The 22,827-nt window shown below is 68.5% G+C and carries 20 protein-coding genes; 5 read left to right on the top strand and 15 right to left on the bottom strand.

From position 1 onward, the window contains the following. Positions 1-2: 2 nt before the first annotated feature. From queA to CA234_RS13895, 6 genes are all read right to left on the bottom strand, one after another. On the bottom strand, positions 3-1,034 hold the full coding sequence (gene queA / locus CA234_RS13920) for a tRNA preQ1(34) S-adenosylmethionine ribosyltransferase-isomerase QueA (protein ID WP_125978042.1): 1,032 nt from the start codon (positions 1,032-1,034) through the stop codon (positions 3-5). A 13-nt stretch (positions 1,035-1,047) separates the two neighbouring features. Beyond that, positions 1,048-1,839, bottom strand: a complete 792-nt coding sequence (locus tag CA234_RS13915) for a peptidylprolyl isomerase (protein WP_241213501.1) — start codon at positions 1,837-1,839, stop codon at positions 1,048-1,050. Positions 1,840-1,924: 85 nt separating this feature from the next. After that, positions 1,925-2,434, bottom strand: a complete 510-nt coding sequence (coaD, locus tag CA234_RS13910; protein WP_125974136.1) for a pantetheine-phosphate adenylyltransferase — start codon at positions 2,432-2,434, stop codon at positions 1,925-1,927. Between the two features lie 20 nt (positions 2,435-2,454). Next, the gene (locus tag CA234_RS13905; protein ID WP_206431198.1) at positions 2,455-3,354 is read right to left on the bottom strand and encodes a polyprenyl synthetase family protein; all 900 of its coding nucleotides are present in this window, start codon (positions 3,352-3,354) and stop codon (positions 2,455-2,457) included. 12 nt (positions 3,355-3,366) lie between these two features. After that, positions 3,367-3,612: an exodeoxyribonuclease VII small subunit gene (locus CA234_RS13900; RefSeq protein ID WP_125974132.1), complete on the bottom strand. Its 246-nt coding sequence runs from the start codon at positions 3,610-3,612 to the stop codon at positions 3,367-3,369. Positions 3,613-3,666: 54 nt separating this feature from the next. Then, complete coding sequence (locus CA234_RS13895; protein ID WP_126001965.1) at positions 3,667-5,709, bottom strand: S9 family peptidase; 2,043 nt, start codon at positions 5,707-5,709, stop codon at positions 3,667-3,669. Positions 5,710-5,856: 147 nt separating this feature from the next. Between CA234_RS13895 and CA234_RS13890 the strand changes: the two genes are divergently transcribed. Then, positions 5,857-7,236 (top strand): NAD-dependent succinate-semialdehyde dehydrogenase, encoded by a 1,380-nt coding sequence (locus CA234_RS13890; protein WP_126001964.1) that lies wholly within the window; start codon positions 5,857-5,859, stop codon positions 7,234-7,236. Between the two features lie 62 nt (positions 7,237-7,298). On the opposite strand, the gene CA234_RS13885 is transcribed toward CA234_RS13890, so the two are convergent. From CA234_RS13885 to CA234_RS13875, 3 genes are all read right to left on the bottom strand, one after another. After that, on the bottom strand, positions 7,299-8,978 hold the full coding sequence (locus CA234_RS13885) for a long-chain fatty acid--CoA ligase (RefSeq protein WP_164521809.1): 1,680 nt from the start codon (positions 8,976-8,978) through the stop codon (positions 7,299-7,301). Positions 8,979-9,098: 120 nt separating this feature from the next. After that, positions 9,099-9,305: a hypothetical protein gene (locus CA234_RS13880; RefSeq protein WP_125974126.1), complete on the bottom strand. Its 207-nt coding sequence runs from the start codon at positions 9,303-9,305 to the stop codon at positions 9,099-9,101. A 53-nt stretch (positions 9,306-9,358) separates the two neighbouring features. Then, entirely contained in the window at positions 9,359-11,041 is a 1,683-nt protein-coding gene (locus tag CA234_RS13875) for a diguanylate cyclase (RefSeq protein WP_164521808.1), read from the bottom strand. Positions 11,042-11,079: 38 nt separating this feature from the next. On the opposite strand from CA234_RS13875, the gene CA234_RS13870 reads away from it, so the two are divergent. After that, positions 11,080-12,339, top strand: a complete 1,260-nt coding sequence (locus CA234_RS13870) for a DUF418 domain-containing protein (protein WP_241213500.1) — start codon at positions 11,080-11,082, stop codon at positions 12,337-12,339. A gap of 18 nt (positions 12,340-12,357) precedes the next feature. On the opposite strand, the gene aguB is transcribed toward CA234_RS13870, so the two are convergent. After that, positions 12,358-13,206, bottom strand: a complete 849-nt coding sequence (gene aguB / locus CA234_RS13865; RefSeq protein WP_125974124.1) for an N-carbamoylputrescine amidase — start codon at positions 13,204-13,206, stop codon at positions 12,358-12,360. Positions 13,207-13,392: 186 nt separating this feature from the next. Here aguB and CA234_RS13860 point away from each other — a divergent pair, with 186 nt between their 5' ends. Then, positions 13,393-15,216 (top strand): methyl-accepting chemotaxis protein, encoded by a 1,824-nt coding sequence (locus CA234_RS13860; protein WP_241213499.1) that lies wholly within the window; start codon positions 13,393-13,395, stop codon positions 15,214-15,216. Between the two features lie 129 nt (positions 15,217-15,345). On the opposite strand, the gene CA234_RS13855 is transcribed toward CA234_RS13860, so the two are convergent. The 4 genes from CA234_RS13855 to queG all read right to left on the bottom strand — a co-directional run bounded on the left by CA234_RS13855 (position 15,346) and on the right by queG (position 20,162). Continuing rightward, a complete protein-coding gene (locus tag CA234_RS13855) occupies positions 15,346-16,323 on the bottom strand; it encodes an agmatine deiminase family protein (RefSeq protein ID WP_126001963.1) in 978 nt (325 codons plus the stop codon). A 190-nt stretch (positions 16,324-16,513) separates the two neighbouring features. Next, entirely contained in the window at positions 16,514-18,148 is a 1,635-nt protein-coding gene (locus CA234_RS13850) for a M28 family metallopeptidase (protein ID WP_126001962.1), read from the bottom strand. A gap of 107 nt (positions 18,149-18,255) precedes the next feature. Beyond that, positions 18,256-18,870 carry a 30S ribosomal protein S4 gene (rpsD, locus tag CA234_RS13845; protein ID WP_019369873.1) on the bottom strand — a complete coding sequence of 205 codons (615 nt, stop codon included), beginning with the start codon at positions 18,868-18,870 and terminating at the stop codon, positions 18,256-18,258. A 146-nt stretch (positions 18,871-19,016) separates the two neighbouring features. Then, positions 19,017-20,162 carry a tRNA epoxyqueuosine(34) reductase QueG gene (gene queG / locus CA234_RS13840; protein ID WP_241213498.1) on the bottom strand — a complete coding sequence of 382 codons (1,146 nt, stop codon included), beginning with the start codon at positions 20,160-20,162 and terminating at the stop codon, positions 19,017-19,019. 42 nt (positions 20,163-20,204) lie between these two features. Between queG and CA234_RS13835 the strand changes: the two genes are divergently transcribed. Both CA234_RS13835 and CA234_RS13830 read left to right on the top strand, forming a co-directional pair. Beyond that, a complete protein-coding gene (locus tag CA234_RS13835) occupies positions 20,205-21,131 on the top strand; it encodes an ATP-binding cassette domain-containing protein (protein WP_126001961.1) in 927 nt (308 codons plus the stop codon). Continuing rightward, positions 21,128-22,336 carry an ABC transporter permease gene (locus CA234_RS13830; protein WP_125974112.1) on the top strand — a complete coding sequence of 403 codons (1,209 nt, stop codon included), beginning with the start codon at positions 21,128-21,130 and terminating at the stop codon, positions 22,334-22,336. Before CA234_RS13835 ends, CA234_RS13830 begins: the two co-directional genes overlap by 4 nt. Positions 22,337-22,515: 179 nt before the next feature. On the opposite strand, the gene CA234_RS13825 is transcribed toward CA234_RS13830, so the two are convergent. After that, positions 22,516-22,779, bottom strand: a complete 264-nt coding sequence (locus tag CA234_RS13825; protein ID WP_125974110.1) for a hypothetical protein — start codon at positions 22,777-22,779, stop codon at positions 22,516-22,518. Positions 22,780-22,827: the final 48 nt, after the last annotated feature.

Here is a 22,827-nt window from a genome sequence, read left to right as displayed (position 1 = left end):
CTTCAGCGGGCGGGCAGCAACAGGCTGGAATCCCCATAGCTGTAGAAGCGATAGCCGGTTTCGATCGCATGGGCATAGGCCGCCTGCATGCGATCCAGCCCCATCAGCGCGGAGACGAGCATGAACAGCGTCGAGCGGGGCAGATGGAAGTTGGTCACCAGCCCGTCGACGCCCTTGAAGCGATAGCCCGGGGTGATGAAGATCGCGGTGTCGCCCTCGAAGGGCTGGATCACCTGGTTCTCGTCCGCCGCGCTTTCGAGCAGGCGCAGGCTGGTGGTGCCCACCGCGATGATGCGGTTGCCCGCCGCGCGCACCGCGTTGAGCCGATCGGCGACCTCCGGCGTGATGCGGCCCCATTCGGCGTGCATCTTGTGGTCCTCGGTGTCCTCGGCCTTCACCGGCAGGAAGGTGCCCGCGCCGACATGCAGCGTCAGCGTGGTATGGCCGATGCCCGCGGCTTCCAGCGCAGCCATCAGGTCGGGCGTGAAGTGCAGCGCGGCGGTGGGGGCGGCGACGGCGCCGGGTTCTGCCGCGAACATCGTCTGGTAATCATCGGCGTCGCGTGCATCGGTCGGGCGCTTCGAGGCGATGTACGGCGGCAGCGGCATGCGGCCGCAGCGCTCGAGCAGCAGCTCGACGGGTTCGTCGCCCTGGAAGTCGAGCGCGAAGCTGCCGTCCTCGGCGCGGTCCGAGGCGTTGGCGATCGCGTCCGGCCCGAAATCGATCGCGTCGCCCTCGCGCAGCCGCTTGGCGTTGCGGATGAACGCCCGCCAGCGGCGCGGCCCCTCGCGTTTGTGGAGCGTCGCGCCGATCCTGGCCTCGCCGCGCGTGCCCTCCAGCTGGGCGGGGATCACGCGGGTGTCGTTGAACACCAGGCAGTCGCCGGGGCGGAGCTGGGCGGCGAGATCGCGGACGATCGCGTCGCGCGTCTCCGGCCCGTCGAGCACCAGCAGGCGGGCGGAGTCGCGCGGGGCGGCGGGGCGCAGCGCGATCCGCTCGTTCGGCAGTTCGAAATCGAAAAGGTCGACGTTCACGAGGAGAGGTCGATCACTTCTTCTTCGGTGCCGGCTTTTTCGCCGCAGGCGCGGGCTTGGCAGCGGCCGGGGCGGTCGGCGCCACCGGGATCAGCGTCGGGCCGGTCGCCGCCGGGGTGGCGGGGGCCAGCGGCTGATAGGGCGGGGGATTGTCCGATTCGATATAGGCGTGGATGATCACGGTCGGATGCTGCGGCGGCTCGCCGCGCGCGATCTTGTCGACCCACTCCATCCCCGAGGTGACGCGGCCGAACACGGTATAGTCGTGGTCGAAGGCCAGCTTGGGCTGCATCATGATGAAGAACTGGCTGTTGGCGCTGTTCTCCGCCTCGGTCTTCTGCTCGGCCGTCGCATTGTCCGGCGCGCCGCGGCGGGCGGCCGAGACGGTGCCGCGGACGTGCGGCAGCGAACTGAACTCGGCCGGCACGTTGGGCAGGTCCGAATCGCCGGTGCCGTCGCCCTTGGGATCGCCGCCCTGGGCGATGTTGTAGGGATCGTCGACCACGCGGTGGAAGGTCAGGCCGTCATAGAAATGGCGGCGGGTGAGCGTCTTGATCCGCTCGACCATCTTGGGCGCCACGTCCGGGCGCAGGCGGATCAGCACGCGGCCGCCGGTCGACAGGTCGAGCACCCAGGTGTTCTCCGGGTCGGCGGGAACCAGCACGGCGGGGCGAGTGTTCACATCGGCATTGACGCCCTTGAACGGCTCGATGATCGGCTGCGGCTTGCCCCCGCCGCCCTGGGCCAGCGCCGGCACGGCGAACAGCGTGGCGGCCATGGCGGCCATCGTGGCTAGGAAACGCATCGAACTTCCCACTCGTTTTCTGGTGAATGCGCGGCTCTACCGCAATCGCCGGGCAGCGCAAAGCCCGGTGCGCGTCGGCTTGGCGTTAGTTGCTGCCCTTGCGGCCGAGCAGCTCGACGCGGGCGGCGACATCGGCTTCCACCGCCTCGGTGACGAAGCGGTGGATCGGGCCGCCATACATCGCGATCTCCTTCACCAGCCGGCTGGCGATCGGCTGAAGCGACACGTCGGCCATCAGGAAGACGGTCTCGATCCGGTCGTTGATCTGCTGGTTCATGCCGGCCATCTGGTATTCGTACTCGAAGTCCGCGACGGCGCGCAGGCCGCGGACGATCACGCTGGCGCGCTCGCGCTCGGCGAAGTCCATCAGCAGCGAATCGAAGCTGACCACCTCGATCGTGCCGGGCAGCCCCTCTACCTCGCGACGGACCATCGCCATCCGCTCCTCGACCGTGAACATCGGCGACTTGGACGGGTTGGTGGTCACGCCGATCACCAGCCGGTCGACCAGCTTCGCGCCGCGGCGGATGATGTCCATATGGCCGCGGGTGATCGGATCGAAGGTGCCGGGATAGACCCCGATACGGCTGTGCATGCGGCGTCTCCCCCCGGTCCTTACCGGTCGCGTTCGAGCGTGAAGCGCGCCACGTCGCGCAGCAGATCGGCCTCGGGGCCGAAGGCGTGGAGATGGGCGATCGCCTGGTCGACCAGCATCCGCGCCTGTTCGCGCGCGCGATCGATGCCGAGCAGCGACAGGAAGGTCTCCTTGCCCGCCGCGCCGTCCTTGCCGAGCTTCTTGCCGACCAGTGCCTCGTCGCCCTCAGCATCGAGAATGTCGTCGACGATCTGGAAGGCGAGGCCGATATCGCGGGCATAGCCGCGCAGGCCCGTGCGGCCCTCGTGCGGCACGCGGCCCAGGATCGCGCCGCATTCGACCGCGCAGGAGATCAGCGCGCCGGTCTTCAGCGCCTGCAGGCGGGTGACGGTGGCGAGGTCGAAGCTCGCCTTTTCCGCCTCCAGGTCCATCATCTGGCCGCCGGCCATGCCAGCAGGCCCCGAGGAGCGGGCGAGTTCGGATATTAGCTCGACCCGGACGAACGGGTCGGCATGCGTCGCCTCATGCGCGAGCAGCTCGAAGGCGAGATCGTGGAGGCAGTCGCCGGCCAGGATCGCGGTGGCCTCGTCGAACGCCTTGTGGACCGTCGGCTTGCCGCGGCGCAGGTCGTCATCGTCCATCGCCGGCAGATCGTCATGGATCAGCGAATAGACATGGATGCATTCGAGCGCGGTGGCGACGCGCGCCGCGCAGCTCTTGTCGACCGCGAACAGCTGGGCGGTGGCGAATACCAGCAGCGGGCGCAGCCGCTTGCCGCCGCCGATCGCGGCGTGGCGCATCGCGCGATACAGGTCGGCGCGGGGATCGTCGGGCACGTCGAGCAGCCGGTCGAACTGGGCGTCGATCTCGGCCGCGACCTGGCGCAGCGCCGATTCGAGCGCGAGCGAAGCGTGCGTCACGCTCGCCACGCCTCAGCCGGCCGCGAAGGGGGCGGTGCCGGCGGCGCGGCCGTCGGCATCGGTGCGGATCGCCTCGATCCGGGCCTGCGCCGCGTCGAGCCGCGCAGCGCATTGCCGGCGCAGCTGGTCGCCGCGCTCATAGAGGTCGATCGCCTCCTGCAGGGCCGCTTCGCCGCTCTCCAGCCGGCTCACGATCTTCTCCAGTTCCTTCAGCGCCTCTTCGAAGGAGAGCGCCGTGATGTCCGCTTGGGTAGCCATGCGCTCGCTATGCGGCAGGGTGGGGCCCGATGGCAACCGGGCCCCGCCATGTATTTACTGGCCGGCGGGCTTGGCGCCGGTGCGGTAGCGATCGAACCAGGCGAGGATCGCCGCAGCCTTGGCCGCCGACTGGCTGGGCCGGGCGGTGAAGCCGCCATGGCTGGCGCCGGGCACCTTCACCAGCGCGGTGGGCACGCCGCGGATCTGGAGCGCGGCATAATATTGCTCCGATTCGCTCACCGGGGTGCGATAATCCTCGCTCCCGACGACGACGAGCGTCGGCGTCTTGACGTTGCCCACCAGGCTGAGCGGCGAGCGGTTCCAGTAGCTCATCGGATCCTCCCAGGGCTGCTTGGCGAACCAGTAGCGCGAGGTGAAGCCCGTGCCGTCCATGGTCAGCGCCTCGCTGATCCAGTTGATCACCGGCTTTTGCGTGGCGGCGGCCTTGAATCGGTCATTCTTGCCGACGATCCACGCGGTGAGCACGCCCCCGCCCGATCCGCCGGTGACGAAGAGGTTGTCGGGATCGGCCACCCCCGACGCGATCGCGGCGTCGACCGCCGCCATCAGGTCCCCATAATCGTCGCCGGGATACTTCTTGTCGATCAGGTCCGCGAATGCCTCGCCGTACGAGGTGCTGCCGCGCGGATTGGCATAGACCACCGCATAGCCGTGCGCGGCGTAGAGCTGGTAATCGGTCGAGAAGCCGGGGCCATAGGCGGTGTGGGGGCCGCCATGGATCTCGAGGATCGTCGGCACGCGGGTGCCGGGCTTCACGCCGGGCGGGGTGACCAGCCAGGCGTCGATCTTGCGGCCGTCGGGTGCGGTCACCGCGAGCGGGGTCACCGGAGCGAGCGTCTTGGCGGCCAGCACGGTGTCGTTGAGATGGGTGAGACGCTTGCCGTTCACATAGATGTCGGCCGGGTGCAGCGCGTCGCCGCCGGTATAGGCGATGGTGCCGCCGGCCGAAACGGTGAAGTCGCCGCCGGTATAGGGCCGATCGAGCCCGCCGCCGCCAAGGCCGGTGGCGACGGTGCTCACCTTGCCGTCGAGCCCGATGCGGGCAACGAGCTTGCGGCCGTGATCGTCATAGGAGACGAACAGGCTGCGGCCGTCCCTGGCCCACACTGCGCCGTCGATGCTCTTGTCGAGCCCGGCGGTGAGCGACCGGCTGCCGCTGCCGTCGCGGTTCATCACGTAGAGCTGGGTGTTCTGGAAGCTGCGGTGCGTGTCGTCGAAGCCGAGATAGGCGATGCGAGTCCCGTCGGGCGAGAGCACCGGCGCGGCATCGGGGCCGTAGCGCTTGGTGATCTGGGTCAGCGTTCCGGAGGTGACGTCGACCGCGTAGATCTCGCTGTCGTTCGGCTCGCGCTCCCAATCCTTGCGCCGGTTGCTGCCGAAGTAGAGCGTCCGCCCATCATTCGACCAGGCGAGCGGGCCGGCATCGTCGAACTTGCTGAACGTCACCTGTCGCGGCGCGCCGCCGTCCGCCGCAACGACGAAGAGATGGTCCGAGCCGGGCTTGAGATAGCCGCCGCCATCGGCGCGGTAGGTGACGCGGTCGATGATCTCCAGCGGCTCGGCCCATTTGGCGCCCTCCGGCTTGGGTGGCTGGCTGCCGAGCGTCATGCCTTCGCCGGGCACGGTCATGGTGTAGGCGAGCTGCTTGCCGTCCGGCGACCAAGCGATGCCCTGCGGGCTGTCCGGCAGGCCGGTGATGCGCGCGGTGGCGCCGGTAGCGATCCAGCGGACGAACAGTTGCGGCGCGCCGCCCTCGGCGCTGGAGACATAGGCGAGGCGGGTGCCGTCGGGCGACCAGCGCGGCTGGCTGTGCGATCCGGTGCCGGCGACCAGCGGAGTCTGTTGGCCGGTCTTCACGTCGACCAGCCAGATGCTGGCGCGGCCGCGATCGGTCATGATGTCGGCCGACTGGCGGACATAGGCGACCTTGGTCCCGTCCGGGCTGATCTGCGGGTCGCTCGCCTGCTCGAGCGAAAACAGGTCGCTGCCGGTGAACAGGCGGTTGGGCCCGTCCTGCGCGAGCGCGGCCGCGGGGATCGCGGCGCTGAGGAGAAGGGCGAGGGAGGCGAGGCGCATGAAGGTCTCCGGCAGGACAGGTGCAGCATCGTGTTCGGGCGCGGGGCGCTTGGCAAGTCGTTACGAGGACAATGGACGGCAGTATGATTGCCGCCATTGGCACCCTGCGCCTAGGCCGGCGTTGGGAAGCGCGAAGGAGACTTGCAGATGTTCGAAATCATCAATCCCGCGACGGGCGAAACCGTCGACCGCATCGCCGAGCTGGACGATGCCGGGATCGAGGCGGCGCTGGCCCGCGCGGCGGCCGGGTACAAGCAGTGGCGCGAAACCTCGATCGAGACGCGCACCGCGCTGCTGGGCAAGATCGCCGATGCCTGGGAAGCCAACAAGCAGCACCTCGCCGAACTGGCGGTGCGCGAGATGGGCAAGACGATCACCGCGGGCCTGGCCGAGGTGGAGAAGTGCATCTCGGGCTTCCGCCACTATGCCGAGCATGGCCCCACCTATCTGGCGCCCACGGCCGTCCAGACGCCGACCGGCCATGCCGTCGCGCGCTGGCTGCCGCTGGGACCGGTGCTGGCGGTGATGCCGTGGAACTTCCCCTATTGGCAGGCGGTGCGCTTCCTCGCGCCGACGATCCTTGCGGGCAATGTCGCGCTGCTCAAGCATGCCTCCAGCGTGCAGGGCTGTGCAGCGGCGATGGAGGCGATGGCGCGCAAGGCGGGCGCGCCCGAGGGGCTGTTCCAGAACCTCGCGATCACGTCGGGCAAGGTCGACGCGATCATCGCCGACAAGCGGGTGGCGGCGGTGACGCTCACCGGCTCGGAAGGCGCTGGTGCCAAGGTCGCCGAGGCGGCGGGCCGCGCGCTCAAGAAGGTGGTGCTGGAGCTGGGCGGCTCCGATCCGTTCATCGTGATGCCCTCGGCCGATCTCGACGCGGCGGTGAAGACGGCGGTAACCGCACGCGTGCAGAATGCCGGGCAGAGCTGCATCTGCTCGAAGCGGATGATCGTCCATGCCGAGGTGTATGACGCGTTCCTGGAGAAGTTCGTCGCCGGGATGGAGGCGGTGAAGATCGGCGATCCGATGGACGCGGACACCGTGATGGGGCCGCTCTCCAGCGTCCAGCAGCGCGACACCGTGCTGGAGCAAGTGGAGAAGGCCAAGGCGGCGGGGGCGAAGCTGCTGACCGGCGGGGCGAAGATCGATCGGGACGGCGCGTGGATGACGCCGGGGGTGCTGGTCGACCTTGATCCGGAAAGCGACGTGGCGAAGGAGGAGATCTTCGGGCCGGTCGCGGCCGTCTACAAGGTGGCGGATATCGACCAAGCGATCGCGCTGGCGAACGACGTGCCGTATGGGCTGGGATCGTCGGTATGGACGCAGGACGAGGCCGAGGTGGAGCGCTTCGCGCGCGACATCGAGGCGGGGATGACCGCGGTGAATTCGCTGCTCGCCTCGGTGCCGGGTGCGCCGTTTGGGGGCATCAAGCTTTCCGGCCATGGCCGCGAGCTCGGGCCGTGGGGGCTGCACGAGTTCATGAACCTGAAGGCGGTGATGTTTGGGGGTGGGAAGGCTGGGGATTGAGCTTCCCGCCCTATAGCCCCTCCCCTCCTCGGAGGAGGAGGGGAGGGGCTAGCGAATGGAAATCACCGCCCGGCCTTCACCTCCGCCAGCAGATCCTTGCGGCTGAGCTTGCCGATCATCGTCTTGGGCAGGCTGTCTCGGATCACCACTTCCGCCACCCGCTCGTGCTTGCCGAGCTGCGCGTTGAGCCAGCCGCACATCTCCTTGGCGTCCGCGGTCATGCCGTCGTTCAGCGCGACATAGGCGTGCGGCAGCTCGCCATGGTATGGATCGGGCAGCCCCAGCACGAGCGTCTCCTTCACCGCCGGATGGGTGTAGAGCACCGCCTCGATCTGGCTGGGAAAGACCTTGAACCCGCCGACCGCGATCATGTCCTTCAGCCGGTCGACGATGTGGATATAGCCATCCGCATCGATGATGCCGACATCGCCGGTGCGCAGCCAGTGATCGTCGACGAAGGTGCCGACATCGGCCTCGGGCCGGTTCCAATAGCCCTGCATGATCTGCGGGCCCTGCACGACGATCTCGCCCGGCTCGCCCTCGGGGGCAGGCTTGCGCGGATCCTCCTTGTCGACCAGCCGCACTCGGGTGCCGGGGATCGGCTGGCCGATCGTGCCGCTCTTGTTCAGCCCGACATAGGGATTGGCCGAGACCACGCCCGAGCTTTCGGACAGGCCATAGCCCTCGATGATGTGCGCGCCGGTGACCGACTCCCAGTTGAGCTTGAGCTGCTCGGGCAGCGGCGCGCCGCCGGAGATGCAGAAGCGCAAGGACGAGAAGTCGGACGGCTTCATCCCCGGCGCGTCGAGCAGTGCCTGGTACATGGTCGGCACGCCGGGCAGCGAGCGCGGCTTGGTGCGGCGCAGCTCGGTGAGCACCTGCTGCGCGTTGAAGCGCGGCAGCATCACGATCTTGCCGCCGGTGATCACCGTGCGGTTGAGCACGCAGGTATTGGCGAAGACATGGAAGAAGGGGAGCACGCCCAGTACCGAATCCTCGGCCTGGCCGAGTTCGGGGTCGAGCTCGGCCACCTGCCGCGCATTGGCCGACAGATTCTGGTGGGTGAGCACCGCGCCCTTGGGCGTGCCGGTGGTGCCGCCGGTATATTGGATCAGCGCAACGTCGCGCTCGGGATCGATGGTCGGATTGGGGCAATCGCCCTTGTTGGCGATCAGCTTGGAGAAGGCGAGGATGCGCGGGTCGTGCGGGCGGGCGGTCACCTCGCTGCCGCGGAACAGCTGGTAGAAGAGCGACTTGGCGGTGGGCAGCGCGCCTGCGACCGAGCCGACGACGAGGCGCTCGAGATCGGACCGCTCCAGCACCTTGAGCGCGGTGGGGAGCAGCGCGGTGGCGGACAGGGTGAAGAGCAGCCTTGTCCCCGAATCGGCGACCTGCGCGGCGAGTTCCTCCACCGAGTAGAGCGGCGAGAAGTTCACCACCGTCGCGCCCAGCTTGAGGATGCCGTAATAGGCGGCGACGTAATGCGGCACATTGGGCAGGAACAGCCCGATCCGGTCGCCCGGGCCATAGCCCAGCGCGCGCAGCCCGCAGGCGACGCGATTGGCGCCGTCCAGCACCTCGCCATAGCTGTAGATGCGACCCATGAAATCGAGGAGCGGAGCTTGGCGGCGGGCCGCTGCGCTCTCCTCGAACAGGTCTACCATGGACCGCAACGCGTAGCTGCGATCCCACTCTCCTGGATGCCGATAGGCGGTCTTCCAGACCATTTCGGGCTTTGTCATTGACACCAGTGTAAGCAACCAGATTTTGCCATGCAAGCGCGGTTTTCACGCGCACGAGGACGTTTCGCGCAACCTGCGCGGTCCGTCGCTACGGCAAGTTCCGAGGTCGGGTTTCGCGCCTCAGCGCGCGAGGCGGCCGCTCCAGGTGACCAGCACCGAAACGGCGAGCACGCCGAGATCGACCGCGGCATGGACCTGCTGGGGCGCGGTATCGCCGACGCGGTGCATCAGCAGCTCGAAATCGGCATGCGGGGGCGAGGGGCGCGTGATCGCAACGAGCAGCGCGACGGCTCCGGCAACCAGCAACAGGCGCTTGTGACGCGGCATTTTCCCCAGTCTCCCTGCCGCCGATCTACACGCGACGGCAGAAACAGGCAAGCTCAGGCCGCGTCGAGTCGCAGCGCGCGGGCGCGGTCGCGGCCGGCCGCCTTGGCCTCGAACAGCGCCGAGTCGGCGCAGCGATACAGCGCCTTCCAGTCGAGATCGGAGGCAAGCGTGCCGGTGCAGGTGCCGATGCTCGACGTGATCGTCAGGTCGAACGGCATCCGGACCCGGCGCAGGCTGGCGAGCAGCGCCTCGGGCTCGATCCGCTGCGTGGAGGGGGTGAGCAGCGCGAATTCCTCGCCCCCCATCCGCGCGATCAGCACCGGGTCCGGCGCGGCATGGCGCAGCGCGACGGCGAACAGGCGCAGCACCTCGTCGCCACCGTCATGCCCCAGCGTTTCGTTGACGCGCTTGAAATGATCGATGTCGACGAGGAGCAATTGCTGATGCTCGACGCGCCCGATCGCTTGGTGGAGGAAGGCGCGGCGGTTCAGCAGCCCGGTGAGCGGATCGATGTCGGCCAGCTTGCGCGCGACCACTTCGCGGGTGATCGCCGCGTCGCGCTCGTCGCGCAGGAACTTGATCCGATAGGCCACGGCGAGCGACGAGATCAGCGCCTCTGCCCCCATCGACACCACCGTCGAATTGTCGATCCAGAAGTTCCAGCCGATCAGATGGAGCGAATTGAGCACCCGTAGCACCGCCAGCAGGATGGGTGCGCTCCAGGCGACGGCGAACAGCCACAGGAATCGCGAGCGCTGGTACCATGCGCCCCACAAGGTGGGCACGACGATGGCGAGCAACCCGACGATCGTCAGCGCGTAGAGCAGATCGGCGATGCGCAGATTGATCGCGCCGAACGCTACGACTCCGAAGGCCGAGAGCGGCACCGCCATGGCGATGACGTTCGAGCAGCGTCCCACCCAGGATGGCAGGTCCTTGTCTTCGAAGAAGCTGCGCGTGAACAGGGCCGCGGCGCCGCCCGCCAGCCCCATGAACAGATAGTTGAGCCGCAGGCGATCATTGTTCGCCAGCGCCGGCGCCAGCCAGGCAAGGGCTCCCGACGAGGTGATCGTATAGCCGAGCAGCGCCGCTAGCAGCAGGCAGTAATGGAGTTGGAACCGATGCCGCATCGCGCACCAGAGCGCGAGATTGTAGACGATCAGCGCCAGCGACATGCCTGCGAAAAAGGCATAGAGCGCCGCCAGCCCGAGATTGGCGGCATCGCCTTCGGCGAGCGTCGCGATCCGCGGCCCCAGCAGGATCCCGCGCGCGTTGGCGGCATTGTTGACATGGAACAGCACGCGCACCAGCGCCGGGTCGCGCACAGGGATCGGGAGCTGCGCGATCGCGCCGAGCTGGATCAGCGGGGCGATCCCGCGCGCGTCGCTCCGCCAGCTGCGGATCGCGCCGTCCGCATAGACGAGATGGATCGTCAGCCCGTCCTGCCAGACGCTGCCGAAGCGGATGACCAGGGGCGTCGCAAAGGTGGAGCGGCGATCGATCACGCTGGTCATCGCCCAGAAATCGCCGGAACCGAATCGGTGCTGCGGCGTCGTACAGTCGAACCGTTCCGGGTGCCGGATCAGTTCGTCTTCCCGCTGCCCCTTGTCCGCCAGCAGACACACGCCAAGTGGTTGACCGGCAACGCCCGCTTGGGCATGTGCCGGGGGCACGATGCACGCGAGCACCGCGACGAGCGCGATGCAGAGCAGCCGGCGGGAAAAGGCGCTAACCATGGTGGCGTCGCTACGCCTGTCGGACAAAGAAGACGTAAATGAGGCCGATGCCGGGCACTGCTGATACTGCCGGAGCGCATGGCACCCCTTCCGCGGAACCAGGGCCGGGCGGCGCGGCCGCCGCGCCTGCCAATCGGCTGGATGTCGTCGACGTGCTGCGCGGCTTCGCGCTGATGGCGCTGTTCCTCGTCCATGTCATCGAAAGTTACGAGCTGTTCTGGGCGGGCGAAAAACCCGGGCTGATCACCGATGTCGTCTTCGCGCTGTTCATGGGCAAGAGCTTCTCGCTGCTCGCCCTGTGCTTCGGGTTCAGCTTCTTCATCCTGATGGACCGCGCGGCGCAGCGGGGGCAGGACTTCACCGCCCGCTTCGCCTGGCGGCTGCTGCTGCTGGAAGGAATCGGCTTCCTCCATTCGCTGATCTATCGCGGCGACATCATGCAGACGCTGGCGGCGATCGGCTTCCTGCTGCTGTTCTTCAACCGGATCCGCAGCAACGCGGTGCTGCTCGGCGGGGCGGTGTTCTGCCTGATCGGGCCGAGCCTGATCGTGCAGCTGGTCGCCGGCGCGCTGGGCGCGGGCTGGGCCAACGCGCCGGCGCAGTCCTCGGTCGATCCGGGCATGCCCGTCTATCTGGGCGGCGACCTGTGGCAGGTGCTGCGGGTGAACCTGTGGGCCGGGCAGCAATCCAAATACTGGTTCTTCCTCGAATATGGCCGGATGGTGCAGATCCTCGGCCTCTATCTGCTCGGGCTGGTGCTCGGGCGGACCGATTTCTTCGGCAACCTCGCGAAGAGCCGCGGCTGGCGCAGGCCCGCGCTGCTGGGCGCCTTGGTGGCCGCGGTGCTGCTCTTCGTCACCCGCGAGCCGCTGCGCCTGTGGTTCTCGGGCCTGCACTACGGTCTCGGCGCCGACCGCGCCTTCTGGGCGCTGCTCAACCTGTGGCTGGACCTGGCGGGCACCGCCTTCTGGGCATTGCTGGTGATCGCGCTGTACGACGGGCCCGCGCGGCGGCTGGTGCAGCCGCTCGCCGCGCCGGGGCGGCTGACGCTGACCTATTATATCCTGCAGTCGGCGGTCTTCGTGCCGATCTTCTACCATTACGGCCTGGGCAAATATGCCGACTGGGATGCGGCGACGCGGCTATGGGTCGCGCTGGCCGCCATCGCGGTGCAGATCGTCGCCGCGCACTGGTGGCTGGCGCGCTTCCAGTATGGCCCGATCGAATGGGTATGGCGCGCGCTGACCTATTTGCGGCGCGACGTGCCCTTCCGCCGCAAGGCCCCGGCGCGCGGCTGACGCGCCGGGAGGCTTGGTTCAGATGTCCTGGACGAGCCGGCCGTACAGCTCCGGGCGGCGATCGCGGAAGAAGCCGAAGGCGGCGCGGTGGCGCTTCACCCGATCGAGATCGAGCGTCGCGGTGATCACGCCTTCCTCGGTGCGATTCAGCTCGGCGAGGATGTCGCCGCGCTCGTCGGTGATGAAGCTGGTGCCGTAGAAGGTCTGGCCATGCTCGGTGCCGACGCGGTTGGCGGCGATCACCGGCACGACGTTGGACACCGCATGGCCGACCATCGCGCGGCGCCACAGCCGGGCGGTGTCGAGGCTGTCGTCATGCGGCTCGCTGCCGATCGCGGTCGGGTAGAAGAGCAGCTCGGCACCCATGAGCATCATCGCGCGCGCGGTTTCCGGATACCATTGGTCCCAGCACACGCCCACGCCCAGCGTGGCGCCGGGGCCGTCCCACACCTTGAAGCCGGTGTTGCCGGGGCGGAAGTAGAACTTCTCCTCATAGCCCGGACCGTCCGGGATGTGGCTCTTGCGATAGACGCCCGAGACCTTGCCGTCCGGGCCGATCATCGCGAGGCTGTTATAATGGTGGGGCCCATCGGCTTCGAAGAAGCTGGTCGGGATGTGGATCGAAAGCTCGGCGGCGAGCGCCTGCATCGCCAGGACCGCCTTGTGCTCGGTCACCGGCTTGGCGTTCGAGAACAGCCCTTCGTCCTCGACGCGGCAGAAATACTCGCCCTCGAACAGCTCGGGCGGCAGCACGACCTGCGCGCCGCGGCCGGCCGCCTCGCGGACCAGTTCGGAGACGCGCGCGATGTTCGCGTCGATATCGTTGGAAAAGGCGAGCTGCAGCGCGCCGACAGTGATCTGGGTCATGCGCCGCCATGTAGTCGATGGCGCGTCCAAATCCAGCCCTTGCCTGCCGGATCCGGGATGCGCGCGCGCGCTCTTGCGCAAATTCAGAGCCATCGATCCGTGCAGGTATCGGCCGCTCTATAAACCAAGGAGAAGGTCAGCGGCGGGGGCACCCGGCCGCTCGGTCGCGGTGCGTGGAGTATGTGAATGACGATCAAGCAGAAGCTCCTCGGCTGCCTCGCCCTGTTCGGCATCACTACGCTGCTGCTGGTCGGCGTCGGCTATTGGTCGGCGCGGTCGAGCGAGGGGGCGCTTTCCACGCTGCTTGCCGATCGGGTGAAGCCGCTGCGCGAGCTGAAGGTGGTGGCCGATCGCTATGCGGTCGAGATCGTCGACACCGCGCACAAGGCGCGCAACGGCAACATGGCCTTTGCCGAGGCGGCGACGAAGGTTGCTGCGGGCAGCGACGAACTGCACAAGTCGTGGCGCGCCTATCGCGCCACCCGGATCGAGGGCGAGGAGGCCAGGCTGGCGGCCGAAGCCGAAACCCGGATGAAGGTGGCCGACGAGAAGGTCGAGCGGCTCGGCAAGATCCTGAGCGCGGGCGATGCGGCGGCGCTCGACGGCTTCGTGCGCAACGAGATGTATCCGGCGATCGACCCGGTTTCGGAGGCGATCGCCAAGCTCGTCGACTTGCAGATCAAGATTTCGGAGTCGATCGCCGGCAAGGCGCAGGCCGCCGCCGGGTTCGCCCGCCTTTCGATGGCCGCGCTCGGGCTGCTGGCGGGCGCGGTGCTAATCGTCTCGTTCCTCACCATCACCCACAAGGTGATCGCGCCGATTCGCCGGCTGGCGGAGATCATCGCCGAGCGCGCGCGGTCCTCGGGCGAGGCGCGGCTGCCGCATCTCGAGCAACAGGACGAGATCGGCGACATCACCCGTTCGGTCGACGGCTTCCTGAAGGCGGCGATCGCCAAGGAGCGCGATCGCGCCGAAGCCGCCGCTGCCGAGCAGACGACGGTCACCACCGCGCTGCGCGACAGCCTTGCCGCGCTCAAGGCGGGCGACCTGACCCGCCCGGTCACCGCGGCGTTCCCCGCCGCCTATGCCGAGCTGAAGAGCAACTTCAACGAGGCGCTGGACAATCTGCGCACGCTGATCGGCACCGTGATCCAGAGCGCGCAGGGGATCAGCACGGGCTCCAAGGACATCGCCCAGGCCTCCGAGGATCTTGCCCGCCGCACCGAAAGCACCGCCGCCTCGCTGGCCGAGACCGCGGCCTCGATCGGCGAGATCGACGGCCGGCTGAAGGCCACCGCGGCGGCGGCGACCAACACGGTCGAACGCGCCAACGGCGCGATCCACACGGTGGAGGGCGGTCGCGCGATCACCGACGAGGCGGTGCAGGCGATGAGCCGGGTGGCCGACAGCGCCAAGGGGATCGACGGCGTGATCGAGGGGCTCGACAAGATCGCCTTCCAGACCCGCGTCCTCGCGATGAACGCCGCGGTGGAGGCGGGGCGTGCCGGCGAGGCCGGCCGCGGCTTCGCGGTGGTGGCGGATCTGGTCTCGGCGCTGGCGATGCGCGCCGAGGAAGAGGCCAAGCGCGCCTGCGACCAGCTTACCGTCACCCAGTCCGAGATCGGCACGGCGGTGGAAGCGGTGCAGAAGGTCGACGGTGCGCTCTCGAACATCTCGCAGGACGTCGCGCAGGTGCACCAGCTGCTCGGCAGCATGGCGACCGACAACAACGCCCAGGCTGCCGCGATCGTGCAGGTGACAACCGCGGTGCACACCATGGACAGCGCTACCCAGCAGAACGCCGCGATGGTCGAGGAGACCTCGGCGGCGGCGCGCAACCTGTCGAACGAGACGCGGTTGCTCAGCGATCAGGCGAGCAGGTTCCGCGTGGCAGGCGACGGCGGTGCGTCGCTCCAGGGCAGGTTCGCCACCCCCGCCGAGGCGCGGCCGCTGCCTGTCGCCGCCGTCCGCGCGATGACCCGCGATGTCGAGGACTGGCAGAGCTTCTGACGCACCGGAGCGGGCGCAGAGCGTGATGCCGAAGCGCGCGGGCGCCGCGACGGTCACGCAGCAGAGCAGATCGTCCGCGCGATGCCGGCGACGATCAGCCGGACAGCAGCGCGCGGACGGCCAAGGCGGTCACCCGATCGTCGGGATCTGCTGCGAGATGCAGTGGAAGCTGCCCCCGCCGGTGAGAATATGGTCCGCCCGCTGGCCGACGATTTCGCGGCCGGGGAAGAGGCTCTGCAGCGTCTGAATCGCGGCAGGATCGTTCGGCTGGCCGTAGAGCGGCACCACCACGGCGGCATTGCCGATATAGAAGTTCATGTAGCTGGCCGGGATCACCTCGCCATCCTCGTCCAGCACGGCGCCGGGGGAGGGCATCCGCACCACCTCGACGCCGAACGCCTCGGCGCGGGCGACCGCATCGGCGTAGATCGCGGCGTTGGGATCGTCCTCGGCCGGGGTGGGGATCAGCAGCCGGTTGGGGCCGACGAAGCGGGCGAGATTGTCGACATGGCCATCGGTATGGTCGTTGGCGAGGCCGTCGCCCAGCCACAGCACGCGGGTGTAGCCCAGGTCGGCAGCCAGCTTCGCCTCGATGGCCGCGCGGTCGAGATCGGGGTTGCGGTTGGGGTTGAGCAGGCACTGTTCGGTGGTGACGCACAGGCCGGTGCCGTCGCCGTCGATCGCGCCGCCTTCGAGCACCCAGCCATGCTTGACGGCGGTAAGCTGCCGGCGGGCGGCGAGGCGGGCGCCGATCGTGTCGTCGCCTTCCAGGTCGTATTTGCCGCCCCAGCCGTTGAAGCCGAAATCCTGCGCGACATTGTCGCCGGTGACGATGCCGGCGGTGTCGCGCAGCCAGATGTCGCCGAACAGCTCGGTCACGACCTCGGCGGCGTCGCCGGCCATGGCGCGGGCGGCGTCGGCGGCAGCCGCATCAGCGGCGACGAGGATCACGCGCTCGCCGCGGCCTTCGGCATGGACCGCGCGGGCAAAGGCGATCACTTCTTCGCGGGCCGGCGCCAGGTCTTCGACCCAGAGGTCAGCGTGGCTGGGAAAGCCGATCCAGACCGCATCGTGCGGCGCCCATTCGGGGGGAGGGGTACGAGTCATGGCGGGGGCTTTAGCCCCGTACGGTTACAGGGGAAAGGCCGCGGTGGGCGGCGGCAGCTTCCACTCTTCGATCGTCATCCCGGCGGAAGCCGGGACCCATTCGCCTCTCGGTATCGGCAGGTGCCGTGACGGAGACCCCAATGGATCCCGGCTTTCGCCGGGATGTCGACGGAAGGGGCGCTGGACCGCGTTACTGCCCCGCCCGCGCCTTGTCGCGGATGCCGCGGAATTCGGCGTCCTTGAACCAGTTCGGCCAGCCGCTGCCTTCGGCCAGCGCGCGGCCCAGGCCGTAATAGATCCGTAGGTCGGACAGCGCGCCGTCCCAAGTCCAGTTCGGATCATATTCGTCCTGCGGCTTGTGGTAGCGCTGGTCGGTATAGTCCTCCGCCGCCTTGGCGCCGGCCGCCTTGCCGCCGACCACCAGATCGTCGCCGCTCTCACCGTAGAGCATCGGCACCCCGAGCTTGGCGAAGCTGAAATGGTCCGAGCGGTAATAGCTGCCCTTCTCGGGCGTCGACTCGACGCCGATCACCCGGCCCTCGGCGGCGACCAGCGGCTTGACCATCTCCTCCAGCTCGGACTTGCCCGCGCCGACCAGCACGAAGTCCTTCGCCTTGCCGTGGATGTTGAGCCCGTCCATGTTCACGCCGCCCACCGTCTTCGCCAGCGGGTAGACCGGATGCTCGGCATAATATTGCGAGCCGATCAGCCCCTGTTCCTCGGCGGTCACCGCCAGGAACACCATGCTGCGCCTGGCAGGGCCTGCCTTGGCATGGGCCTCGGCGAGCGCGACCAGCCCGGCGGTGCCGGTGGCATTGTCGACCGCGCCGTTGCAGATATCGTCGCCGTTCACCGGCTTGCAGCGGCCGAGATGGTCCCAGTGCGCCGAGAACAGCACCACCTCGTCCGGCGTGGCGGTGCCGGGCAGGATGCCGACGACGTTCTTCGAGGCCTGGCGCTTGATGCCGACGCCGAAGCTGGCCGAGGCCTTCACCCCCAGCGGCACCGCCTTGAAGCCCTTGTGCCTGGCCGCCTCGACCAGCGCGGCATAGTCCTTGCCGGCGCTGGCGAAGAGCGCCTTGGCCGCATCCTGCTGGATCCAGCCGATCAGCTGCGACTGGTCTTCATGGTCGCCGGGCGTATCCTGCTCAAGCTTGGGGCCGCCCCAGCTGCTCTCGACCACGCCCCAGCCATAGGCGGCGGGCTCGGTATCGTGGATGATGATCGCGCCCGCGGCGCCCTGGCGGGCGGCTTCCTCGTACTTGTAGGTCCAGCGGCCATAATAGGTCATCGCGCGGCCGCCGAACGGGCCGTCCAGCGTCATCGTCTGCCAGTCGGGATCGTTGATCAGGATGACGACCGTCTTCCCCTTCACGTCGAGCCCGGCATAGTCGTTCCAGCCGCGCTCGGGCGCGTTGATGCCATAGCCGACGAACACGACCTCGCTGTCCTTCAGGTCGATTTTGGGCGTGACGCGATAGGTGGAGAACACCGCCTCGCTGCCATAGGCGAGCGACACCGGCGTCTTGCCGCCGGTGAAGGCGAGCTTGCTGGGGCTCTGCACGCTGAGTTCGACCAGCGGCACGTCCTGGACCCATTGCCCCTTGTTGCCGGGCTTGAGCCCCGCCTTCTGGAAACGCTCGATCAGATAGGCGATCGTCTTGTCCTCGCCCGCCGTGGTCGGCTTGCGCCCCTCGAAGGCGTCGGAGGACAGCGTGCTCGTGACGGTCTTCAGCGTATCGAGCGAGATGGCCGGGGCGGCGGTCTGCGCCTGGGCGGCGGCAGTGGTCGAGAGCAACGCAAGGGCAAGCAACGAAAAGCGCATGGAATTCCTCCTGGTGCGCTTGTTCTGCGGATTCGTGCCCATCCGCACAACGAAAAAGGGCGGCCCCGAAGGACCGCCCCGTTTCTCGTTTCCCGAAGGAAGCCGAATTAGCGCGAGTAGAACTCGACGACCAGGTTCGGTTCCATCTTCACCGGGTACGGCACTTCGTCGAGCGTCGGCACGCGGGTGAAGGTGACCTTCGCCGCGCCGTCCGGAGCGACATAGTCGGGGATGTCGCGCTCGGCGAGGCTCTGCGCTTCCATGACCAGCGCCATTTCCTGCGCCTTGCTGCTCAGGCTGATTTCCTGGCCCGGCTTGATGCGGCGCGAACCGATGTTGCACTTCTCGCCGTCGACGCGGACATGGCCGTGGTTGACCAGCTGGCGGGCCGCGAAGATCGTCGGCGCGAACTTGGCGCGGTAGACGATCATGTCGAGGCGCTGCTCGAGCAGGCCGATCAGGTTCTGACCGGTGTCGCCCTTCATGCGCGACGCGTCTTCGTACGAGCGCTTGAACTGCTTCTCGGTGATGTCGCCGTAATAGCCCTTGAGCTTCTGCTTGGCGCGCAGCTGGATGCCGAAGTCCGACATCTTGCCCTTGCGGCGCTGGCCGTGCTGGCCCGGGCCATATTCGCGCTTGTTCACCGGGGACTTCGGACGACCCCAGATGTTTTCGCCCATGCGGCGATCGAGCTTATGCTTGGCGCTGGAGCGCTTCGACATGTCAATTCCTTACCAATTGCTGTGACGTTGACCCGGGCGGCACGCCGTCCTGATCGCGATCCCGGTTTCGCCTGTGCTTCTCCGTCAGGAAAAGCGCAGGGCCACCGCTTCACCGGGGGTGCGGGGCCAATTGCGAAGCGGCGCGCCTAGCGGGGTGGGGCGGGTGAGTCAAGCCCGAGCCATTCGGCGCGAACCTGCGGGTCGGGGTCGTGCGCTGCCCGGGCACCGCTTTCTATCTGCCAGCGAGCCCGATCGAGCCGTTCCAGCGCCCACGCAGCTGCGCCCCGTACGACCGGCGCGGGATCGTCGAGCAGCGCCAGCACCGGCGCAACCAACCGATCGCTGCCGCTGTTGCCGGCGGCGATCAGGCAGTTGCGCACCATCCGGTCGCGGCCGATGCGCTTGATCGGCGAGCCGGCGAAGACTGCGCGGAAGCTTGCGTCATCGAGCGCCAGCAGATCGGCGAGGTAGGGCACGGTCAGCTCGGCGCGGGGGTGGAAGGCGAGGTTCGCCTGGGCGGCGGCGGCGAACTTGTTCCACGGGCACACCGCCAGGCAATCGTCGCAGCCATAGATACGGTTGCCCAGCCCCTCGCGCAGCTCGCGCGGGATCGGCCCCTTGTTCTCGATGGTGAGGTAGGAAACGCAGCGGCGCGCGTCGATCCGATAGGGCGATGGGAACGCGTTCGTCGGGCAGGCGGTCTGGCAGGCGTCGCAACTGCCGCAGCCGCCGCCGCTCGGGCCATCGGAGGCGAGGTCGAGCGTGGTGTAGATCGCGCCGAGGAACAGCCAGCTGCCATGGCTGCGGCTGACCAGATTGGTGTGCTTGCCCTGCCAGCCGAGCCCGGCGGCTTCGGACAGCGGCTTTTCCATTACCGGCGCGGTATCGACGAACACCTTCACGTCGGCGCCCGGCGCCTCGGCGACCAGCCAGCGCGCGAGCTCCTTCAGCCTGCGCTTGACCACGTCATGATAGTCGGCGCCTTGCGCATAGACCGAGATGCGGCCGATCTCGCCCTCGGCCGCCAGCGCCAGCGGATCGGCGGCGGGGGCGTAGCTCATGCCGAGCGCGATCACCGAGCGGACCTCGGGCCACAGGCCTTTGGGGCTGCCGCGCTGCTCGGCGCGTTCCTCCATCCACAGCATGTCGCCATGCGCGCCCTCGTCCAGCCATTGGCGCAGCCGCTCTGCGGTACGCGGCGCGGCATCGGCATGCGCGATCCCGCACGCCGCGAAGCCGATCTCCGCCGCCTTCGCCTTCAGCCGTTCCTCGATGGACTTGTCTTGCCGCACGCGCACCCGCTACCACGTTGCGATTGCTAGGGGGAGGCATCGTTGCAGCAACTCGCCGTCAGTGCCTCCGGGCTGGTCAAGCGCTTCGGAGACCGGCGCGCCGTCGACGGCGTCGGCATCGCGGTGCCCAAGGGGCTGATCTACGGCGTGCTCGGTCCGAATGGTGCGGGCAAGACGACGACCTTGCGCATGCTGCTCGGCATCATCGAGCCCGACGAAGGCGAGCGCACCCTGCTCGGCAGCCGCCACCCGCGCGACCGGAGCGACCAGGTCGGCTATTTGCCCGAGGAGCGAGGGCTCTACCCCAACATGAAGTGCCGCGAGGCGATCGCCTTCATGGGCGCGCTGCGCGGGCTGCCCTGGGCGACCGGCCGCAAGCGGGCAGGGGAACTGCTCGAAAGCGCGGGGCTCGGCCATGCCGCCGACGACAAGATCCGCAAGCTGTCCAAGGGCATGGCGCAGCTCGTCCAGCTGCTCGGCTCGGTGGTGCACGAACCCGAGCTGCTGGTGCTCGACGAACCCTTTTCGGGGCTCGATCCCGTGAACCAGGAGCGGCTGGAATTGCTGATTCGCGGCCAGCGCGATCGCGGCGCGACGATCCTCTTCTCCACCCATGTCATGGCGCATGCCGAGCGGCTGTGCGAGCGGATCTCGGTGATCGCGGGCGGCAAGGTGCGGTTCGAAGGCACCGTCGACGAAGCGCGCGCGCTGCTGCCGCTGCGTGCCCGCTATACGCCGCACCACGATGCCGATGCGATCGGCGCGATGCTGCCGGACGACGCGGTGCGCGAGGGCGGCAGCTGGCGCTTCACCATGCCCGATGGCGGGATCGAGGCGCTGCTCGTCCGGCTGATCGATGCGGGGCACGGCATTTCCGGCCTGTCGATTGAGCGGCCGGGGCTGCACGATGCCTTTGTCCGGATCGTCGGTGCCGAGGCGCTGGCCGACCAGCCGGAGACGATCGCATGATGCCGCGCTTCCTCCGTCAGGCGCTGACCATCGCGCGCCGCGACCTCACCGCGACGGTGATGACGCCGACCTTCCTGCTGTTCCTGCTGAGCCCGCTGCTGATGATCGGGTTCGGGATCATCGGCGGGCTGAGCGGGCAGGCGGCGGGCGCCGCCGGCGAGGCCCGGCAGGTACTCGTCGCAATCGTGCCTGTTGACCAGCACGAGGACCTGCGCGCCGCCGATCGCGAACTGCGCAGCGTGTTCAGCCGCGATTCCGCGCGGCCCCGGCTGCAGCTGGAGGCGCCGCAGGGCGACGCGGCGCGGCAGGCGCGCGCGCTGTTCGACTCGGATGCGATCGAGGCGGCGGCGGTTCTGTATGGCCCACTCGATCATCCGATGGTGCTGCGCCGCGCCGGTGCCGAGGCGGAAGGACGCTATCTCGCCGCGCTCGCCACCCAGACGCTGCGGGCCGCGCATGCGCCGGACGTCCGCAGCACCGCGCGCTTCGAGATCATTGCCGTGCAGGCGCCCACCGTCAGCGGACGCGGGCAGGCGGCCTATTTCTCCACCTTCGCGATCTTCCTCGTCACGCTGATGCTCTCGGGCCAGGCGGTGGGGGCGATGGCCGAGGAGCGGTCGAACAAGGTGATCGAGATCCTTGCCGCGGCGGTGCCGTTGGAAAGCGTGTTCTTCGGCAAGCTGCTCGGCGCCTTCGGGTCGGCGCTGCTGTTCGTTGCCTTCTGGGGCACGCTGATCGCCAATCTGCCCAAGCTGCTGCCTGCGGGCATGGGGAGCGGGCTGTCCGATCTGAGCGTCGCGGTGGGGCCGATCTTCCCGCTGCTGCTGATCGGCTATTTCGTAATGGCCTATCTGCTGCAGAGCGCGGTGTTCCTCGGCATCGGCGCGCTCGCCTCCACCCAGCGCGAGATCCAGATGCTGTCGCTGCCGATCACCATCTTCCAGTTCGCGATGTTCGGCATGGCCTCCTATGCGGCGGGCAATCCGGAAAGCTGGGTGGCGATGGCGGCGGAGATCATGCCGTTCAGCTCGCCCATGGCGATGGCCGCGCGCGCGGCGAATGCGCCCGAGCTCTGGCCCCACGCGCTCGCCTTTGCCTGGCAGGCGCTGTGGGTGGCGATCACGTTGACGATCGCGGCGCGGCTTTTCCGGCGCGGGGTGCTCAAGTCCGGGAGCCCGAAGCGGGGAAAGAAGGCGGTGGCGTAGGATCCTCTCCCTTGAGGGAGAGGATAGCGAAGCTTGGCGCGGCAGCGCCTAGCGTAGCTTGGAGAGGGTGAGCGGCTGCGGAGCAGTCGCGCGAGGCAACGCCGCGCATTGCCCCTCTCCCTCCCACCGCCTCCGGCGGCGGGCCCCTCCCTCTCCCCGGTGGGGAGAGGGAAGGAAGGTCAATGCGTCGCGTCGTCGATCGCGTTGCCGGTGCGGTCCACGCCGTTGGCGAGCGCATCGCCGGTGTCGTCCGCGCCCTCGCGGATCGCGCGACCGGCGGCATCGGCGCGGTTCTCGATCCGATCGCCCAGCCGGTCGGCCGCATTGGCCAGCGAGTCGCCGGTACGGTCGAGCGAATTGTCGACGCGGTCCTCGGTGCTCGGCGAGCAGGCGGCGAGGCCGAGAGCGAGCGCGGGAAGCAGAACGGACAAAGTCTTCGGCATATGGTCTCCTGGGTGTCTAGCCAGCGGGCGCACACGCGCGTAGAGGGC

It is taken from the genome of Sphingomonas sp. ABOLE (assembly GCF_003950455.1).
Lineage (GTDB): Bacteria > Pseudomonadota > Alphaproteobacteria > Sphingomonadales > Sphingomonadaceae > Sphingomonas > Sphingomonas trueperi.
The sequence above is the reverse complement of the archived record's forward strand: the minus strand, read 5'-3'. Positions and strand labels throughout refer to the sequence as shown.

Coding starts and splice junctions, on each gene's coding strand:
- CA234_RS13900 (WP_125974132.1), bottom strand. CDS start 3,612: ATGGCTACCCAAGCGGACATCACGGCGCTCTCCTTCGAAGAGGCGCTG.
- CA234_RS13825 (WP_125974110.1), bottom strand. CDS start 22,779: ATGCCGAAGACTTTGTCCGTTCTGCTTCCCGCGCTCGCTCTCGGCCTC.
- CA234_RS13860 (WP_241213499.1), top strand. CDS start 13,393: ATGACGATCAAGCAGAAGCTCCTCGGCTGCCTCGCCCTGTTCGGCATC.
- CA234_RS13915 (WP_241213501.1), bottom strand. CDS start 1,839: ATGCGTTTCCTAGCCACGATGGCCGCCATGGCCGCCACGCTGTTCGCC.
- CA234_RS13895 (WP_126001965.1), bottom strand. CDS start 5,709: ATGCGCCTCGCCTCCCTCGCCCTTCTCCTCAGCGCCGCGATCCCCGCG.
- CA234_RS13870 (WP_241213500.1), top strand. CDS start 11,080: ATGAGGCCGATGCCGGGCACTGCTGATACTGCCGGAGCGCATGGCACC.
- CA234_RS13890 (WP_126001964.1), top strand. CDS start 5,857: ATGTTCGAAATCATCAATCCCGCGACGGGCGAAACCGTCGACCGCATC.
- aguB (WP_125974124.1), bottom strand. CDS start 13,206: ATGACCCAGATCACTGTCGGCGCGCTGCAGCTCGCCTTTTCCAACGAT.
- rpsD (WP_019369873.1), bottom strand. CDS start 18,870: ATGTCGAAGCGCTCCAGCGCCAAGCATAAGCTCGATCGCCGCATGGGC.
- CA234_RS13885 (WP_164521809.1), bottom strand. CDS start 8,978: ATGACAAAGCCCGAAATGGTCTGGAAGACCGCCTATCGGCATCCAGGA.
- CA234_RS13850 (WP_126001962.1), bottom strand. CDS start 18,148: ATGCGCTTTTCGTTGCTTGCCCTTGCGTTGCTCTCGACCACTGCCGCC.
- CA234_RS13855 (WP_126001963.1), bottom strand. CDS start 16,323: ATGACTCGTACCCCTCCCCCCGAATGGGCGCCGCACGATGCGGTCTGG.
- CA234_RS13880 (WP_125974126.1), bottom strand. CDS start 9,305: ATGCCGCGTCACAAGCGCCTGTTGCTGGTTGCCGGAGCCGTCGCGCTG.
- CA234_RS13875 (WP_164521808.1), bottom strand. CDS start 11,041: ATGGTTAGCGCCTTTTCCCGCCGGCTGCTCTGCATCGCGCTCGTCGCG.
- coaD (WP_125974136.1), bottom strand. CDS start 2,434: ATGCACAGCCGTATCGGGGTCTATCCCGGCACCTTCGATCCGATCACC.
- CA234_RS13830 (WP_125974112.1), top strand. CDS start 21,128: ATGATGCCGCGCTTCCTCCGTCAGGCGCTGACCATCGCGCGCCGCGAC.